15 protein-coding genes are annotated in these 16,238 nt (G+C 65.1%); 5 read left to right on the top strand and 10 right to left on the bottom strand.

Annotated features, from left to right (window positions below; genetic code table 11):
- Window positions 1–26: 26 nt before the first annotated feature.
- Genes AOP74_RS11405 through murA form a run of 4 tightly spaced genes read right to left on the bottom strand, consistent with a single transcriptional unit; the run spans window position 27 to window position 4,157 of the window.
- On the bottom strand, window positions 27–1,118 hold the full coding sequence (locus tag AOP74_RS11405; RefSeq protein WP_061962476.1) for a D-alanine--D-alanine ligase family protein: 1,092 nt from the start codon (window positions 1,116–1,118) through the stop codon (window positions 27–29).
- A complete protein-coding gene (locus AOP74_RS11410; RefSeq protein WP_061962477.1) occupies window positions 1,118–2,119 on the bottom strand; it encodes an NAD(P)H-dependent glycerol-3-phosphate dehydrogenase in 1,002 nt (333 codons plus the stop codon). Before AOP74_RS11410 ends, AOP74_RS11405 begins: the two co-directional genes overlap by 1 nt.
- Window positions 2,120–2,845, bottom strand: coding sequence for a lysophospholipid acyltransferase family protein (locus AOP74_RS11415; protein WP_061962478.1), 726 nt, complete (start codon window positions 2,843–2,845; stop codon window positions 2,120–2,122).
- A gap of 1 nt (window position 2,846) precedes the next feature.
- Window positions 2,847–4,157: a UDP-N-acetylglucosamine 1-carboxyvinyltransferase gene (murA, locus tag AOP74_RS11420; protein WP_061962479.1), complete on the bottom strand. Its 1,311-nt coding sequence runs from the start codon at window positions 4,155–4,157 to the stop codon at window positions 2,847–2,849.
- Window positions 4,158–4,228: 71 nt separating this feature from the next.
- Between murA and AOP74_RS11425 the strand changes: the two genes are divergently transcribed.
- Complete coding sequence (locus AOP74_RS11425; RefSeq protein WP_061962480.1) at window positions 4,229–5,131, top strand: PfkB family carbohydrate kinase; 903 nt, start codon at window positions 4,229–4,231, stop codon at window positions 5,129–5,131.
- On the opposite strand, the gene AOP74_RS11430 is transcribed toward AOP74_RS11425, so the two are convergent.
- Together AOP74_RS11430 and AOP74_RS11435 are read right to left on the bottom strand one after the other, a co-directional pair.
- Window positions 5,109–5,678, bottom strand: coding sequence for a nucleoside/nucleotide kinase family protein (locus AOP74_RS11430; protein ID WP_061962481.1), 570 nt, complete (start codon window positions 5,676–5,678; stop codon window positions 5,109–5,111). The two genes, AOP74_RS11425 and AOP74_RS11430, sit on opposite strands and share 23 nt — an antisense overlap.
- Window positions 5,679–5,787: 109 nt before the next feature.
- Complete coding sequence (locus tag AOP74_RS11435; RefSeq protein ID WP_061962482.1) at window positions 5,788–7,098, bottom strand: TetR/AcrR family transcriptional regulator; 1,311 nt, start codon at window positions 7,096–7,098, stop codon at window positions 5,788–5,790.
- 129 nt (window positions 7,099–7,227) lie between these two features.
- Between AOP74_RS11435 and AOP74_RS11440 the strand changes: the two genes are divergently transcribed.
- Together AOP74_RS11440 and AOP74_RS11445 are read left to right on the top strand one after the other, a co-directional pair.
- Complete coding sequence (locus AOP74_RS11440; protein ID WP_061962483.1) at window positions 7,228–8,508, top strand: MFS transporter; 1,281 nt, start codon at window positions 7,228–7,230, stop codon at window positions 8,506–8,508.
- Window positions 8,509–8,538: 30 nt separating this feature from the next.
- Window positions 8,539–10,302, top strand: coding sequence for a glycoside hydrolase family 3 protein (locus AOP74_RS11445; RefSeq protein ID WP_061962484.1), 1,764 nt, complete (start codon window positions 8,539–8,541; stop codon window positions 10,300–10,302).
- A gap of 36 nt (window positions 10,303–10,338) precedes the next feature.
- On the opposite strand, the gene AOP74_RS11450 is transcribed toward AOP74_RS11445, so the two are convergent.
- The 4 genes from AOP74_RS11450 to leuC form a co-directional block, all read right to left on the bottom strand.
- The gene (locus tag AOP74_RS11450; RefSeq protein ID WP_152649280.1) at window positions 10,339–11,184 is read right to left on the bottom strand and encodes a CPBP family intramembrane glutamic endopeptidase; all 846 of its coding nucleotides are present in this window, start codon (window positions 11,182–11,184) and stop codon (window positions 10,339–10,341) included.
- 73 nt (window positions 11,185–11,257) lie between these two features.
- Window positions 11,258–12,553, bottom strand: coding sequence for an MATE family efflux transporter (locus AOP74_RS11455; RefSeq protein WP_061962485.1), 1,296 nt, complete (start codon window positions 12,551–12,553; stop codon window positions 11,258–11,260).
- Between the two features lie 89 nt (window positions 12,554–12,642).
- Window positions 12,643–13,281 (bottom strand): 3-isopropylmalate dehydratase small subunit, encoded by a 639-nt coding sequence (gene leuD, locus AOP74_RS11460; protein WP_061962486.1) that lies wholly within the window; start codon window positions 13,279–13,281, stop codon window positions 12,643–12,645.
- Between the two features lie 13 nt (window positions 13,282–13,294).
- Complete coding sequence (gene leuC, locus AOP74_RS11465) at window positions 13,295–14,728, bottom strand: 3-isopropylmalate dehydratase large subunit (RefSeq protein ID WP_061962487.1); 1,434 nt, start codon at window positions 14,726–14,728, stop codon at window positions 13,295–13,297.
- A gap of 51 nt (window positions 14,729–14,779) precedes the next feature.
- Here leuC and AOP74_RS11470 point away from each other — a divergent pair, with 51 nt between their 5' ends.
- Together AOP74_RS11470 and AOP74_RS11475 are read left to right on the top strand one after the other, a co-directional pair.
- Complete coding sequence (locus tag AOP74_RS11470; protein ID WP_061962488.1) at window positions 14,780–15,499, top strand: IclR family transcriptional regulator; 720 nt, start codon at window positions 14,780–14,782, stop codon at window positions 15,497–15,499.
- A gap of 53 nt (window positions 15,500–15,552) precedes the next feature.
- Window positions 15,553–16,083, top strand: a complete 531-nt coding sequence (locus AOP74_RS11475; RefSeq protein ID WP_061962489.1) for a hypothetical protein — start codon at window positions 15,553–15,555, stop codon at window positions 16,081–16,083.
- The last annotated feature ends 155 nt before the right edge of the window (window positions 16,084–16,238 follow it).

Raw genomic sequence — 16,238 nt, forward strand, 5'->3', positions numbered from 1 at the left:
GACGCCCCGGTGCTGAGCGCGAAAAGTTAGCGCAGTCCGAGCGGACGTGCCATCGCTGTCGCGAGCATTGTCGCGACGAGCTCCTCGAACCCCACGCCCCCAGCGGCCCACATCCGCGGGTACTGGCTGGTAGGCGTAAATCCCGGCATGGTGTTGATCTCGTTGACGGTGACGGTCCCGTCCTCCGCCAGGAAGACGTCTGAGCGCGCAAGACCTTCGGCACCCACGGCACGGAAAGCCCGTAGCGCGATGTCCCGCACGTTCGCGGACGTGTCAGCGTCGAGATCGTCCGCCATGCGGAGCACAACGGCGTCCTCGTCGAGGTACTTGGCCTCAAAGTCGTAGAACTCGTGGTCGCCGCCGGTGATGATCTCGCTCGGCATCGAGGCAACGGGACCGTCCGGGGTTTCGAGAACGGCCGTCTCAATCTCCCGGCCAGCGACAGACTGCTCAATGAGGACCTTGGGGTCGTGCTCGATGGCCGCCGCGATAGCCGCGGGGAGGTTGGCGAGATCGGTGACCTTGGAGATGCCCATGGAGGATCCAGCGCGCGCAGGCTTAACGAACAGTGGAAGACCGAGGGCGCGCACGTCGTCCATGCGCTCGGCGACATCATCGCCACGTAGTAGCGTGACGTCCGGAGTCACAGGCAGGCCCGCATCGCGGAACGCAGCCTTCATGAACTGCTTGTCCATGCCGGCAGCAGAGGCCAAGACGCCGGACCCGACGTACCGCACGTCCAGGAGTTCAAGGGCCCCCTGCACCGTTCCGTCCTCGCCCCACGGGCCGTGGAGCAACGGGAAGACCACATCGACATCGGCGAGGTCACGGACTTTGCTATCCGGCGCGATCACGCGCCAGCGCTTCTCCCCTGCGTGGTGCGGCAACAGCACGGTGTCACCGGACTCGTCGATGGTCGGCATCGCGCCGTCGACGATCTGCCACTGAGCAGGGTCATCACTGACGTGAACCCAGCGCCCCTGTTCGGTGATGCCCACCGCGATGACGTCCCAGCGGTCGCGGTCAATCGCCGCGAGCACGCCGCCTGCGGTCACGCAGGACACACCGTGCTCGGACGAGCGGCCGCCGAAGAGGACGACGACGGTGGCCTTGGCCATTAGGAGACCTCAGCCTTACGAGGGCGCGAGAGCAGGCCGCGAATGACCTGGTTGATGGGCTGGCCTTCGTGAAGCATGCTCACGACGGCATCACAGATCGGCACATCGACGTCGTAGGCGCGCGCGAGTTCCTGAATGGACTGTGAGGTCTTCACGCCCTCAGCAGTTCCGCCGGTGCGCTCGATCGCGACGTCAAGGGTCAGTCCGCGGCCGATGTGCGCACCAAGCGTGTGGTTGCGCGACAGCGGCGAGGCGCAGGTGGCGATGAGGTCGCCCATGCCCGCGAGCCCAGAGAACGTGTCGGGGTTCGCGCCCACGGCGACACCCAGGCGCGTGATCTCCGCCAACCCGCGGGTGATGACTGTCGCGGTCGTGTTGTGACCAAAGCCCAGTCCGTCCGTGGCTCCCACACCGACTGCGATGACGTTCTTGAAAGCGCCGCACAGTTCCACGCCCACAAGGTCGGGGTTCGTGTAGGGCCGGAAATAGGACGATGCTGTGGCCGCCGCGACCAGTTCCGTCGCCTCGGTGTTGGTACCCGCCACCACGGTGGCGCAAGGCTGGCGCGCCGCGATCTCGCGCGCAAGGTTGGGACCGGAAACGACCGTCATGCGCTCGGGCTCGATGTCCCACAGTTCGGTGAGCACTTCGCTCATACGAAGGTGCGTACCGATCTCGATGCCCTTCATGAGCGAGACCACCACCGCATCGGCCGGAATCAAGTCTTTCCACTCCGCGACGATGGTGCGGAGCTTCTGCGCCGGCAGTGCGACGACCACAATCTCTGCCCCTGCGAGTGCGGCCTCGACGTCGGTCGTGGCCTTGATGCCCTCGGGTAGCGGCAGGTCAGGGAGGAATCGCTGATTGAGGCGCTCGGCGTTGATCTGCTGCGCAGTTTCCTCGTCGCGCCCCCACACAGTGACGTCGGTGCCGGCATCGGCGAGCACGGCCGCGAATGTCGTGCCCCATGCTCCTGCTCCCAGGACGGTGGCCTTCGTCATTTACTCTCCCTCATGGTCGCGAGCACGTGAGGCGCGCGGGTCGAAAAGTTCGCTGGGCGGTTCTTCGCCGCGGATGCCAGCGAGCATAGTCGTCAGCGTGGTCATGATGCGGTCGGTCGCGCCACGCAACGTGGCAAGGTCGGGGTTCTGCCCGCGGAACTCATCGAGATCAACCGGCGGGCCCGCCTGGACAACGATCCTCTTGCGCGGGAACAGGTCTGGCTTCTTGGCATAGGGCGCGAGGAGCTCGTGGGCACCCCACTGCGCCACGGGAATCACGGGAACGTCGTTTTCGAGCGCCATGCGCGCAGCGCCCGTGTGCCCCTTCATAGGCCACATGTTGGGGTCTTTGGTGAGCGTTCCCTCGGGAAAGATCGCGATGGATTCGCCGCGCTCGAGGAGCTCGTGGGCCGCATCGACGGCGTCCTTGGCTTTGGCGCTACCGCGATGGACCGGGACCTGGTCAAGCTTGGCCAGCACCTTGCCAGCGACGGGAATGTCGAACAGCGATGCCTTGGCAAGGAAGTGCGGCGGGAAGCCGTTGTCGTACAGAAAGTGCGCAAACGTGAACGGGTCCGCGTAACTGGCGTGGTTGGCCACCGCGATGAACCCGCGGTCACGCGGAAAGTGCTCAGCGCCGGACCACTCGCGCTTGGTGACGGCGAGGATTGGCGGCTTGACGAAGGCGGCTGTCGCACGGAAGCCGCCCGGGATGCGCTTGCCCACGTCAGTCGATCACCGCGCCCAAATCTGCGAGCTTGCCGCGGAAGTTTTCGTATCCGCGGTCAATGATGCCGATGTTCGTGACAGTCGAGGTGCCCTCGGCCGCGAGCGCGGCGATCAGGTACGAGAAGCCGCCGCGCAGGTCGGGAACCTCAATCTCGGCGGCCTTGAGCGGCGTGGGTCCGGAGATCACGGCGGAGTGCTTGAAGTTGAGCTGGCCAAAGCGGCACTGCTTGTCTCCCAAGCACTCGCGGAACAACTGAACCTGCGCGCCCATCTGGTTGAGCGCGTGGGTGAAGCCCAGGCGGTTCTCGTAGACGGTCTCGTGGACGATGCTCAGGCCCGTGGACTGCGTGAGCGCCACGACGAGCGGCTGCTGCCAGTCAGTCATGAAGCCAGGGTGGACGTCTGTCTGCAGCGCGATCGACTTCAGCTCGCCGCCGGGGTGATAGAAGCGAATGCCGTCTGGCGTGACGTCGAACTGCCCGCCGACCTTCCGGAACGTGTTGAGGAAGCTCCCCATGTGCCGCTGCTGGGCACCACGGGCAAAGATGTCTCCGCCAGTCGCGAGCGCGGCGGCGGCCCAGGATCCGACCTCGATGCGGTCGGTGAGCGCGACGTGGTCATACCCGCGCATCTCCGGCACGCCCTCGATGGTCACGGAGCGGTCCGTGTCGACCGAGATGATGGCGCCCATCTTCTGAAGGGTGTCGATCAGGTCCTTGATCTCGGGCTCGACCGCGGCATTGTGGAGGGTCGTGATGCCCTCGGCCATGACTGCGGTGAGCAGCAACTGCTCGGTCGCACCCACCGACGGGTATGCCAGTTCGTGCTTGATGCCTTTGAGCCCGTTGGGGGCCGTGAGGTGGAGACCATCGGCCTCTTGGCGCACCTCGGCACCGAACTTGGTGAGAATCTCGAGGTGGAAGTCGATAGGCCGGTCACCGATGCGGCAACCGCCAAGGTCAGGGATGACGGCCGCGCCCAGGCGGTGCAGCAGCGGGCCGCAGAGCAAAATCGGGATCCGCGAGGAGCCTGCGTGCTGCGCGATGTCCACCGCGTCCGCGCTCGTGAGCTTGCTGGTGTCAGCTTCCAGGACACCCGAGTCCACGTCATAGTCGACACCCACGCCGTGCAGGCGCAAGAGCGACGACACAATCTCGACGTCTCTAATGCGCGGCACGTTGCGCAGTGTGGAAGGGGTCGAGCCCAGTAGCGCAGCCACCATCGCCTTGGATACGAAGTTCTTCGCACCTCGGACGTGGACCTCGCCGTTCAGAGCGCGCCCACCGGTCACGCGAATCGAATCGGTCATGTGACTATCGTGCCTCATGGCGCGCTAAGGCTCGCGCAATATCGCTGACAGGACAATGGCAGGATCGACTCATGAGTTCCTCGCCCGCGGTGATCTGTGCCGGATTGACCACCCTCGACGTGGTGCACCTCGTGGACGCCGTCCCTCCGTCCAACCAAAAGGTCGCCTCCCGGGACTTCTTCATGGCGGCCGGCGGTCCGGCCACAAATGCGGCGGTGACAGCGGCGCGGTGCGGGAGCGCGACCACCCTGGTGACGGCCTTGCCGCAGCACCACTTGAGCACGGTGATCCGCACAGACCTCGAGGACTGCGGCGTGGCGCTCCACGTCGCCGACGACTCCCCCACCGGACCGCCGCTCACCGCCGCCATCATGGTGACCCAATCGACAGGCGACCGGGCCGTGGTCTCACCCACAGCATCGGCCGTCGACGTGCCTCCCACCCCAGCGGACTTTGACCCACACGCGCTCCTTGACGGCGCCGGGGCCGTCCTTATCGATGGCTATCACCGCCACCTCTCGCTGCCCCTCGCGCGTGCGGCGCGTAAGGCGGGCATCCCTGTGGTGCTCGATGCCGGATCGCACAAGCCCTACACGGACGAGCTCCTCGCGGTGACGGATGTCGCGGTGGTCTCCGAGGACTTCGCGTTCCCAGATTCGCCCAGAGACGCCAGCGCCACGTGGGCGCGACTGCGGTCAGGCGGGGCGGTCGCCGCGGTGATCACGCAGGGAGCCGGGCCGATGCTCGTGTCAGTAGGCGCTTCAGTCACCGAGGTTGCGGTGGAGCAACTAGAGGTCGTCGACACCCTGGGAGCCGGGGACGTCCTTCACGGAGCGCTCACGCATTGCATCGCCTCGCTAGGCCTGGATGTGGCTCGTCTCGATCAAGACCTGGCTTGGGCCAGTCGCGTTGTCCGGGTCTCCCTGGGATCTTTCGGCACGCGGCGGTGGCTTAGCGAAGCTCTTCCGGAGTAATCACTCGGTCGACGCTGCGGGTCTTGCTGCGCACAAGTGCGTCGTTGTCGCGGTCCACTGACTCGACCCACTTCCGGGCTTCAGTGACGTCACGGCCCGTCTCGACACGGCGCGCGATCAGGCGCTTGCTCGTCACCGGCCACGGCTGGTCGATGTACCACAGCAGGTCCAGTAACGGCCTGACCTCATTCCACGGAGCGCGGTTAAGGCCCAGGTAGTTGCCCTCGAGAATCACGGTCGTGATCGCGGCGGGAATCTCGATCGCGTCAGCGACCGGCTCGTGCAGCTCGCGCGAATAGTCGGGAGCGGTGAGATCGCCGCGTTTGGGATCGCGCAACGCTTCCAAGAACTTGATCAAAGCCGGGACGTCGTATGTGTCAGGTGCACCCTTGCGATCAGCGAGGCCGCGCTCTTCCAGCGTCGCGTTCGGCAGGTGGAAGCCGTCGACGGGGATGGTGGCGGTCCCCGGTCCCCACTGGGCCGTGAGAGCCCATGCGAGGGTCGTCTTGCCTGATCCGGGAGGGCCTGCGAGGCCAAGAATGTTCATCGTGAAGTGGCCCCTGGGTGTCGACTACGGGAGGAATCCGCGGCAAGACCGCGGCTACGCTCCACGCTACTGCACGGCTGGGTGTCACTCACAAGGGCCGATGCCGTGGTCAGGCTTGGGCGTGAACCCCACCGTCGGTTTCGGCAATGGCGGGCACGACATCGGCGAGGTGGTCAGCCAGGTGAGCGGCGACGTCGATCTCGTCGGGTGCGTAGAGCCACTGGTACTGCAGGCCCTCCCACAGTGCCACGAGCCAAAGCGCCTCAAAGGCGGGGTCGCGGTCCAGCGACATGAGTCCGTCACTCTGCGCGGCAGAAAAGACCGCGGCGAAAGAATCAATCACCATGGTGAACCTGGTCGTGAAGTACTCATGCGCGGGGTGGCTCTCGGGCACGGCCTCACATGACAGCACGGCGTGAACAGCAACCAATCCCGCTTCGGAGTCCGCGTTCGCTTGAGCGGTCGCCACGCTCGCGCGCAAGAGGTCTAGCGCGGTCACAGGAGTCTGGGTCAGTCCGCGCTGGCCCACCTCACTGTCGCGGTAGGCCAGAACCTCACCCAGCAGGTCCTCCTTGGACCCAAAGTGGTGAAGAAGCGTCGATGCCGACACCCCAACCGCCGCAGCAATGTCTCTCACGGATGTGTCGGTGTAGCCGGAGGTTGAGAACAAGGCCATCGCGTCGCGCACAATGTCCGCCCGGCGCTTTCGTCCAGGCGCGTAGCCTGCCGTGTCTTCGGCGGGCCCAGCGTCGAGGGCGGGAAGCGCTATCGGCGTCGTCGCACGCGGTCCGTACTCTCCCGCGCCACGCTCTCGAGATAGGACTGCCTCGTGGGCGTCCAGAGCGTCGGGAACCGACACCCGCTCAGGGAGGTACTGCGCCAGCAGCTGCAGGCCGTCCCATGCCGCGAAGGTGCGCACGTGTTCGTCGTGCAGGTCGCGGCCGTCTGCGATCGCCCGGCCCAGCCCGGTGACGTCGATGACCTCGTCAGTGCGCAAGGTGGCGTACCTGGTCTTCATGTAACCGTGCGTGGGATGCTCCGGCGATACGGACTCCCCGATGAGCGCCGCGAACAGCGGCAGGTAGCCGACGATTTTGTCGTTAATGCGCGCAAGGTCGGAGAGATGCTCGACCCGAAGACTCTCCGCGCTTCCGCCAAATCTCGCGAATATTGGCTTCTGCAGATGTTCGATGACCGATGCGAGCAGCGCGTCCTTAGTCGCGAAGTGACGGCGGAGTCCCGTGTGGGAGATGCCTGCCTGGGCCGCAACGTCCCTCAGCGACACCGATCGGTAACCGCGGGACGCGAAGAGCTCGCTGGCACTTTCCACGATGGTTTGCCGCGTCTGTTCCGACGCCTGCGCACGCGCTCCGGGCCGCGGAGCGCCGCGTTCGGTCTGCGTAACTGACGTCGGTGCCATGTCCACACCCTACCGTCAACTTCCACTTGTTCGAGTTTAAGTTTCCACTCGTTCTATTTTGATGTACATTCGTTGCCAGACGCCGCATCAGCGGAGATGCACCAGTGCGTCAGGCTTCGAGAGGAAACCATGACAGAGACGTCATCAGCAGCCACGGACAGTTTGTCCACACCCCAGCCCATCAGAACGCCACGCGGCTTCGCACTCGCACTTTCGGGCGTCAACTTTGGTGTCTTCATTGCACTGATGACTCCCGTCATGGTGTCGATGGCTTTCAAGATCGAACACATCACGGCGAGCCGCGAAGAGGCCACCTCGGCACTCGGCCTCGTGTTGGGCGTGGGCGCACTCTTCGCACTGTTCGCAAACCCGCTGGCCGGACGCCTGTCCGACCGCACCACCTCACGGTGGGGAATGCGCCGCCCGTGGATCCTTGGCGGCACCATCGTTGGCCTAGGGGCGTTCGCACTCATCGGCGTCGCGACGTCCGTCTGGGTTGTGCTGATCGCGTGGTGCCTGGTTCAGGCTTCCTACAACGCCGTCCTCGCGGCAGCCCAGGCCACCCTCCCCGACCAGGTTCCCGAGAACGACCGCGGACGCGTCGGCGGCATCGTGGGCCTCATGACCCCGATGGCGATCCTCGCCGGAAGCTTCCTCGTCAACTTCCTGCCCGGGGATTTCGAGCGCTTCGTCGTCCCGGCAGTCATCGCGGTCATCGCGTCGGGACTCTTTGTGATCTACCTCAAGGACCGCAAGCTCGACCACGCCCCTGCTGAGCGTTTTACGGCCAAGCAGTTCTTTGGGTCCTTCGTCTTCAACCCCGTCAAGCACCGCGACTTTGGGTGGACATGGCTGACCAAGTTCATGATCATGTTCGGCTATGCCGGTATCGCCACGTTCCTGCCCTTCTACCTCGGCGACAAGTTTGGTCTGAACGAGCAAGAAACCATTGCCATCATCTTGGCCTCCAACGTCGCGGCCATGGCCTGCATGGCAGTGTCGAGCCCGCTGGGCGGCTACCTGTCGGACAAGATCGGAAAGCGCCGTCCGTTCGTCGCTGCTGCCGGAATGGTGATGGTCATCGGGCTGCTGATCCTGGCGTTCGCCCCATCGGTCCCAGTTCTCATCTTCGGTCAGGCGATCATCGGTCTGGGTGCCGGTTGCTTCTTCTCCGTTGACCTTGCCCTCGCGACCCAGGTCCTTCCGAACCGCGACGACATCGCCAAGGACCTCGGCGTGCTCAACATCGCTAACGCCCTCCCCCAGTCGATCGCCCCCGCTATGGCCCCGGCGGTCATCGCATTCGGTGCGACCACCGCATTGGGCGGCTACGAGACTTGGTACGTGTTCGGCGCACTGGTCGCACTCGCCGGATCGGTCCTCGTGTACCGCATCAAGGGCGTCAAGTAGCCGGATCGCGCTAGACCTCGGGAGATCAGCATGACCACGACTCAGCAATCACAGACCCGGCCATGGCTCGACGGCACCCTCCCCATTGAGGAGCGCATTGAGCTTCTCCTAGGGGAGATGACGATCGAGGAGAAGGCGGGCCTCTTCTTCCACACGATGACGGCAGCCCACGCCCTTGAAGAGGGGGACCCCGCGTTCAATCTACCGAGCGGACGCGACCTCGTGACTGACATGCACATCACGCACGTCAACCTGCTCGGCGCGGCGCCCACAGCGCGGGAACTTGCGCAGTGGCATAACGCGCTGCAAAGAATCGCTGCGGAAACTCGGCTCGGCATCCCCGTGACCGTGTCGACTGACCCGCGTCACTCGTTCACCGACAACCCAGGTGCCGCCATCATGGCCGGGCCGTTCTCGCAGTGGCCGGAGACCCTGGGTCTTGCCGCCATTGGCGACGAGGAACGCGTGGAGCGCTTCGCGGAGATTGCCCGCCAGGAGTACACCGCGGTGGGATTGCGCGTCTCGCTCCACCCACAGATTGACCTGGCAACCGAGCCCCGCTGGTCTCGTCAGGTCGCCACCTTTGGCGAAGACGCGGACCTCACGGGCCGTCTCGCGGCGGCGTACATCCGTGGCTTCCAGGGCGAGACGTTTGGACCCGGGTCTGTGTCAACCATGACGAAGCACTTCCCCGGCGGTGGTCCTCAGAAGGATGGCGAGGATCCCCACTTCGCGTATGGCAAGGAGCAGGTCTACCCTGGCGACCACTTCGATCACCACCTGGCTCCTTTCGAGACGGCCATTGAAGCGGGAACGCGCCAGATGATGCCGTACTACGGCATCCCAATGGGCACCGAGCACGAGGAAGTCGGCTTTGGCTTCAACAAGTCCGTCATCACGGGCCTCCTGCGTGAGCGCTTTGGTTTCGATGGGCTCGTGTGCACCGACTGGGGCCTGATCACCGACACTTCCGTCATGGGCGAGCCCTTCCCGGCGCGCGCTTGGGGCGTTGAGCACCTGAGTCCACGTGCACGCATGAAAAAGATCCTTGACGCCGGCGCTGACCAGTTCGGCGGCGAGAAGTGCGTGGAGACCTTGGTCGACCTCGTAACTAGCGGTGATGTCTCGCAGACACGCATCAATGTCTCCGCACGCCGCATCCTGCGCGAAAAGTTCGAGCTTGGACTCTTCGACAACCCCTACGTGGACGAGGACGCCGCCGAGCAGGTCGTCGGCAGCGCCCATTTCCGCGCCGAAGGTCGGCAGGCACAGCGCGACTCCGTCACCGTGCTGACAAACGACGGCACGCTCCCCTTGCAACGCGGAAAGCGCATCTACGTCGAGGGAATCGACGAGGAAACGGCGTCAGCCTACGGCGAGGTTGTGGCCAATCCGGCACAAGCTGACGTCGCGATCGTGCGCCTGCACGCCCCCTTCGACGAGCGCGCAACCGTGTTCGAGAACTTCTTCCACGCCGGCTCGCTCGAATTCGCGCAGGACGTCGTGGATCACATCCAAGAGATCGCCGCCGCGGTCCCCACCGTGGTCGACTTCGCGCTGGACCGCCCGGCGATCATCGAACCCGTCGTCAACGTCGCACACGCCACGACGGCGAACTGGGGCACCGAGGGATCGTGCTTGCTGGACGTCCTGTGCGGCCAATCGGAGGTGCGCGGAACGCTTCCGTTCGACCTGCCGCGGTCCACGGCGGCCATCGAGGCCTCGCGCCCCGATGTGCCCTTTGACACCGAAGACCCGCTGTTCCGTTTCGGCCACGGCCTCAACCTGTCCTGACCGTGCGAGGCGCCGCGCAACCAGCGGCGCCTCGCCTCACGGAGCAGTGATGAAGATGTCGAACATCTCGGGGTGGCGCGCGTGCACCAGCGCCGCGAACACCACAGCGTCAAACAACAAGTGGACCGTCACCACATAGGAGAACGACTTCCACTTTGCGAAGAGCCATCCTTGAATCAGCGCGAACGGAATCGTGAATACCGGCGCCCACTCGCGGTAGCCGAGTTCCCATAGGAACGACACAAAGACGAGGGTCTGCAGCCCGTTCGCCCACCACAGCGGGAAGTGGCGACACAAGAGCGCGAAGACCACGCAGATGAAGAACAGCTCGTCCCAGATCCCCACCGCATTCACGCCGACGAACAGCCTGGCCACATCCGTGTCTCCGGACAGGTCTGGCCAGTTCATATAGGCGCCTGAGCCAATGAAGTAGAACGGCAGCAGCAGGTAGCCCGCGACAATCACGATCCCGAGGTACCACCACTGTGCGCGCGTCCACTGGCGCCCAGTCCGCACGGGAAACTTCACTCCCCCGTGCCCCAGTACCCACCGTGCGAGCGCCCAAGGCACCAGGACCGCCAGCGACAGCGCCACAGTGAATCGCGCGATGCCCGCGTTGGTCAGATCTGCTTCAAGGGAGATGGTCGAGATGATGGCTTGGCCCAGCGCGATGAGCACCAAGTCTTTGCCCAGTTCACGGTCCGCCCACAGCCCCAGGGCGACTCCGGCCACGAGCGGGATATACCCCTCGGGCCGGGCGTGGATGGCAAACAGGACGACAGCTGCCGCGCACACCAAGAACGCTGCGCTGAGCCGCGCCCAATCGCGACCCTGGGTGAGGTCGAGCGACGGGGTGACCCTGGCATCGGCCGTCTGTGTCATGCGACCCAGCATGCCACGTCGCTCACCGCGCCTGCGGACATTTTGCAGGGCCGATGCTCGGTTCAGTTGGCCTTTAGACCGACAGCGCGACCTTGCGCGTCAACCGGGGATAGAGCGCGCCGAGGGACACCTGACGTACGACGTTGAGCGCGAGGAAACTGGTCCACACGAGGCCATTGGTGAGGCCTCCGCCGACCATCGCGCCGATGAGCAGCATCGGCAGGAAGACGCCCAAGACCGACACAGCCATCGCACCAAACATCAGCCCCGCTTGGCCCGCACCGAGGAAGACGCCGTCCAGCCAGTACGCCCCCCACGACAGCAGAGGGAGCAGTGCAATCCAGGGCCAGTACTCAAGAGCCGTGGCGCGGACCTCCGGCAAGTCCGTCAACAACGTCAAGATGACTCCTCGGCCAAGCCAGTACACGGCGGTCATCCCCACGCCGATCACGGCCATCGGAATCGCTGTGGCAATGACGGCGGCGTGGAATTGCGGCACGTCGCCGGCTCCCGCCGAGTGCGCCACGAGAGCCTCCGCGGCATTTGCGTACCCGTCGAGCGCGTAGGAGGCGAGGTTCATCAACTGGAGCATGATCGCGTTGGCGGCGAGCACCTCGGGCCCAAAGTAGGACCCAACGGAGGCCACGAACGTCACGACACCGGTCAGCAGCGCCGTGCGGCCCATGAGCGCACCGTTGAACTTGAGCAGGGTCCCCCAGCCGTGCCGGAGCGTGCGGTCGCGCCAGTCCCTAAAAGTGGCCCGCTGCGACTCGCTCAGATGTCGCCACAACAACGTGAGAGCCAGCCCGGCCCCAACGAGCTCGGAGCCAAACGTGCCCCATGCCGCCCCCTGAGCACCCATGCCGAGTCCGCCGACAAGGATGAGGTCGAGCACGATGTTCGTGAGCGCCTGCGTAGTGGCAATCACCAGCGGAATGCGGGTGTTCTTGGAGCCGATGAAGTAGCCGGACACGACGAGCGTCATCAGCAGTGCGGGAAGGCTGAGTCCCCGGATTAGCGTGTACGCGATCGCGGCGTCCCTGGCCGGGCCTTCCGGGGCAAGAATGTGCAGGATGCCAGGCACCACGACCCACATCACCACCAGCCACACCGCCGCCATTGCCAAGGCCAGCCCGAAGGCTCGCTGGACGTGACGCACTGCACCTTGCAGCTCGGCCCTACCCAAGGACCGGCCCACGAGCGACGTGGTGCCGGTGCGCAGGAAGGCGAAAATCCAAAACAACGTCGAAATAACTGCTGCACCCAAGCCGACGGCGCCGATGTCCGTGGCGGTTGCGAAGTGGCCCAGTGCGGCCGTGTCGACCAGGCCCGCAAGGGGCACCGCGATGTTGGACGCGATCGCGGGCAACGCAAGCGACGCCGCGGCCCGATGCGGTAGCGGTCGGGCGACGCGGCGTCGCTGTGACGTGGGGTGGCTCGTGATGAGCTCCTGTCGAATTACTTGGCGGGGCGGGCGGCCACGACTTCCTGCTTGGGCTCGGTCTTGGCCGGGAGGGTCTTGGGACGCCAGGATGCACGAGTGGCCTCGAACGCCGTGATGTCTTCCTCATTCTGGAGGGTCAGGCCGATGTCGTCCAAACCTTCCATGAGGCGCCAGCGCACGTAGTCGTCGATCTCGAACGGCACCGTGATGTCGCCGCAGGTGACGGTGCGGTCCTCGAGGGACACCGTGAGCTCCTTGCCGGGCTCGGCCTCCATGGCCTTCCACAGCAGCTCGATGTCGCCCTGCTGCACCTCAGCGGCGAGCAGTCCCTGCTTGCCGGAGTTGCCGCGGAAGATGTCAGCAAAGCGCGAGGCGATGACGACCTTGAAGCCATAGTCCTTGAGGGCCCACACGGCGTGCTCGCGGGAGGAGCCGGTACCGAAGTCGGGACCCGCAACCAGCACGGAGCCAGCCTTGTACGCGTCCTGGTTGAGAATGAAGTTCTCGTCGCCGCGCCAGGCAGCGAAGAGAGCGTCCTCGAAGCCCGTGCGAGTGACGCGTTTGAGGTAGACGGCGGGGATGATCTGGTCGGTGTCGACGTTGGAGCGGCGCAGCGGGACGCCGACGCCGGTGTGAGTGGTGAACTTCTCCATGGCGGTGTCTCCTTTACGCGGAGGCGCCGACGAGTACGTCAGCGTCTTCCAGGTCGGCGGGGCTGGACAGGGTGCCGCGCACGGCGGTGGCTGCCGCGACAAGCGGGCTGACCAGGTGGGTACGTCCACCCTTGCCCTGGCGGCCCTCGAAGTTACGGTTCGAGGTGGACGCGCTGCGCTCCTGCGGCTTGAGCTGATCAGGGTTCATGCCCAGGCACATCGAACAACCGGCGTTGCGCCATTCGGCACCGAAGTCGATGAAGATCTGGTCCAAGCCCTCGTCCTCTGCCTGGAGGCGCACCCGGGCGGAGCCGGGCACCACGAGGAAGCGGGTGTTGGGAGCCTTGGTACGGCCCTGAATGATTTCCGCAGCGGCGCGCAGGTCCTCGATACGACCGTTGGTGCACGATCCCAGGAACACGGTGTCAATCTCGAGTTCCTTGAGCGGCTGACCCGCGGTGAGGCCCATGTACTTCAGGGCGTTCTCGGCGGCCTCGCGCTGGTCGGCATCCGCGATGTCTTCGGGGTTGGGCACGTTAGCGCTAATCGGCAGGCCCTGGCCCGGGTTGGTTCCCCAGGTCACGAAGGGCTCGAGGTCCGATGCTTCGAGGTTGACTTCCGTGTCAAACACGGCGTCGTCGTCCGTGACGAGGGTCTTCCAGTCCTCGACTGCGGCGTCCCAGTCGGCACCCTCGGGGGCGTGGGGGCGGCCCTTGACGTACTCGAAGGTGGTCTCGTCGGGGGCAATCAGACCGGCGCGGGCGCCAGCCTCAATCGACATGTTGCACACGGTCATGCGTGCTTCCATCGACAGCGACTTGATGGCGTCACCCCGGTACTCCAGGACGTAGCCCTGGCCGCCGCCGGTGCCGATCTTGGCGATCACGGCGAGGATGATGTCCTTCGCCGTGGTGCCCTCAGGCAGGTCGCCGTTGACGTTGATCGCCATGGTCTTGAACGCCTTGAGGGGCAGCGTCTGCGTGGCGAGCACGTGCTCGACCTCGGAGGTACCGATACCGAAGGCAAGCGCGCCGAAGGCGCCGTGGGTCGACGTGTGCGAGTCACCGCAGACGACCGTCATGCCCGGCATGGTCAGACCAAGCTGCGGGCCCACGACGTGCACGACGCCCTGGTCCGCGTCGCCCAGTGAGTGGATGCGGACGCCGAACTCCTTGGCGTTGTTGCGCAGCGTGTCGATCTGCGTGCGGCTGGTGAGGTCCGCAATCGGCTTATCGATGTCCAGCGTGGGGGTGTTGTGATCCTCGGTCGCGATCGTGAGATCGGGACGGCGGACCTGGCGACCAGCGAGGCGCAAGCCCTCGAAGGCCTGCGGGCTGGTGACTTCGTGACACATGTGCAGATCGATGTAGATGAGGTCGGGCGCGCCGCCCTCACCCTTGTGGACCAGGTGACTGGCCCACAGCTTCTCCGCGAGCGTGGTTCCCATGATTACCTCCGAATGTTCGCATCTCACGATACGAGACGCTAGTATCGCTCTATGGACAATCATAGCGGCGTTGGCGTGGTGGACAAGACCGCAGCGATACTTTCTGTTCTCGAAAACGGGCCCGCGACCCTTGCGGAGCTCGTTGCCGAGACGCACTTGGCGCGCCCCACTGTGCACCGCCTCGCGCTAGCGCTCGAGCACCATCACCTCGTGGGCCGGGACTCTACCGGGGCATTCGTGCTGGGACCGCGCTTCGCGCAGCTCGCAGCATCGGTTGGCGAAGACCGCCTCGTGTCCGCGGCACTGCCCGTCCTCACCACGCTGCGCGACCGCACCGGAGAATCCAGCCAGCTGTACCGCCCGCATGGAGATCAGCGCATCTGCATCGCGGCCGTGGACCGCCCCGTGGGATTGCGCGACTCCATTCCCGTTGGCACGACCATGACAATGCACGCAGGATCCGCCGCGCAGGTGCTCCTCGCCTGGGCCGAGCCCGAGCGGATGCACGCAGCACTGTCCGGCTCTGCGTTTTCCGCCAGCGACCTCGAACGCCTGCGCGAGCGCGGCTACGCGGAAAGCGCGGGAGAGCGCGAGTCAGGCGTGTCCTCCGTGTCTGCACCCGTGTGGGGCACCGCCGGCACGGTCATTGCCGCCGTGTCGATTTCCGGCCCCATTGAGCGACTCACCGCACACCCCGCAGGCGAGCACGCGACGGCCGTCGTCGATGCCGCGCGCCAGCTGAGCGACGTGCTCAGACGCACCGAACAGTAGTGGCAGGACGTTAGTCCCTTGCAACATTGAGCCCGCGCGCGTAGACCAAGAATATGGATGCCGCGATCGTCTTTGAGTCAATGTGGGGCAATACTGCTGCAATCGCGCACGCCATCGCGTCTGGATATGGAGACAGCGCACGGGCACTCACTACCGACGAGGCAACTCCTGGACTGGTTCAGACCCTCGCGTTACTCGTAGCGGGAGCTCCGGTGCACGGGCTCAACCTTCCAACAGAACGGTCCCGCGCTACGGCAGCGGCAAGGAACACGGACCCCGACGAAATCCCTGCAGACACGACCCATCCCAGGCTTGAGATGTGGCTCGAATCCCTCCCCGCCGGGCATATTGCGTTTGCGGCGTTCGAGACGCGCATCGCTGGTCCGCTGGGCCGTGGCGCGGCGACCACGATCGAGCGGCATCTGCGGACGCTCGGCTACCGAGAGATCGACCGTCGCCATCAGTTCACCGTGACGATGCGGCCCCACACCAAAAAGCCTGCCGCGATGTTACTCCCGGGCGAGGAGCAGAAAGCCTTCGAGTGGGGCATTCGGCTGAGAAAATCTGTCCAAGCCGCACCTTAAGGGCATTCCATAACCCCAGGTATAGGCACGATCGAAACGATGTTAACGCGCACTTCTCCCGCATCGAATCGTTTCGTGTTACGTTCGGCTCACACTGCTCTGACAACCCCAGCGGAGCAGCATGTGCAATCCCCCACCGAAGGCTCAAAGGAGAG

Source organism: Demequina flava (genome assembly GCF_000975035.1).
Taxonomy (GTDB): domain Bacteria; phylum Actinomycetota; class Actinomycetes; order Actinomycetales; family Demequinaceae; genus Demequina; species Demequina flava.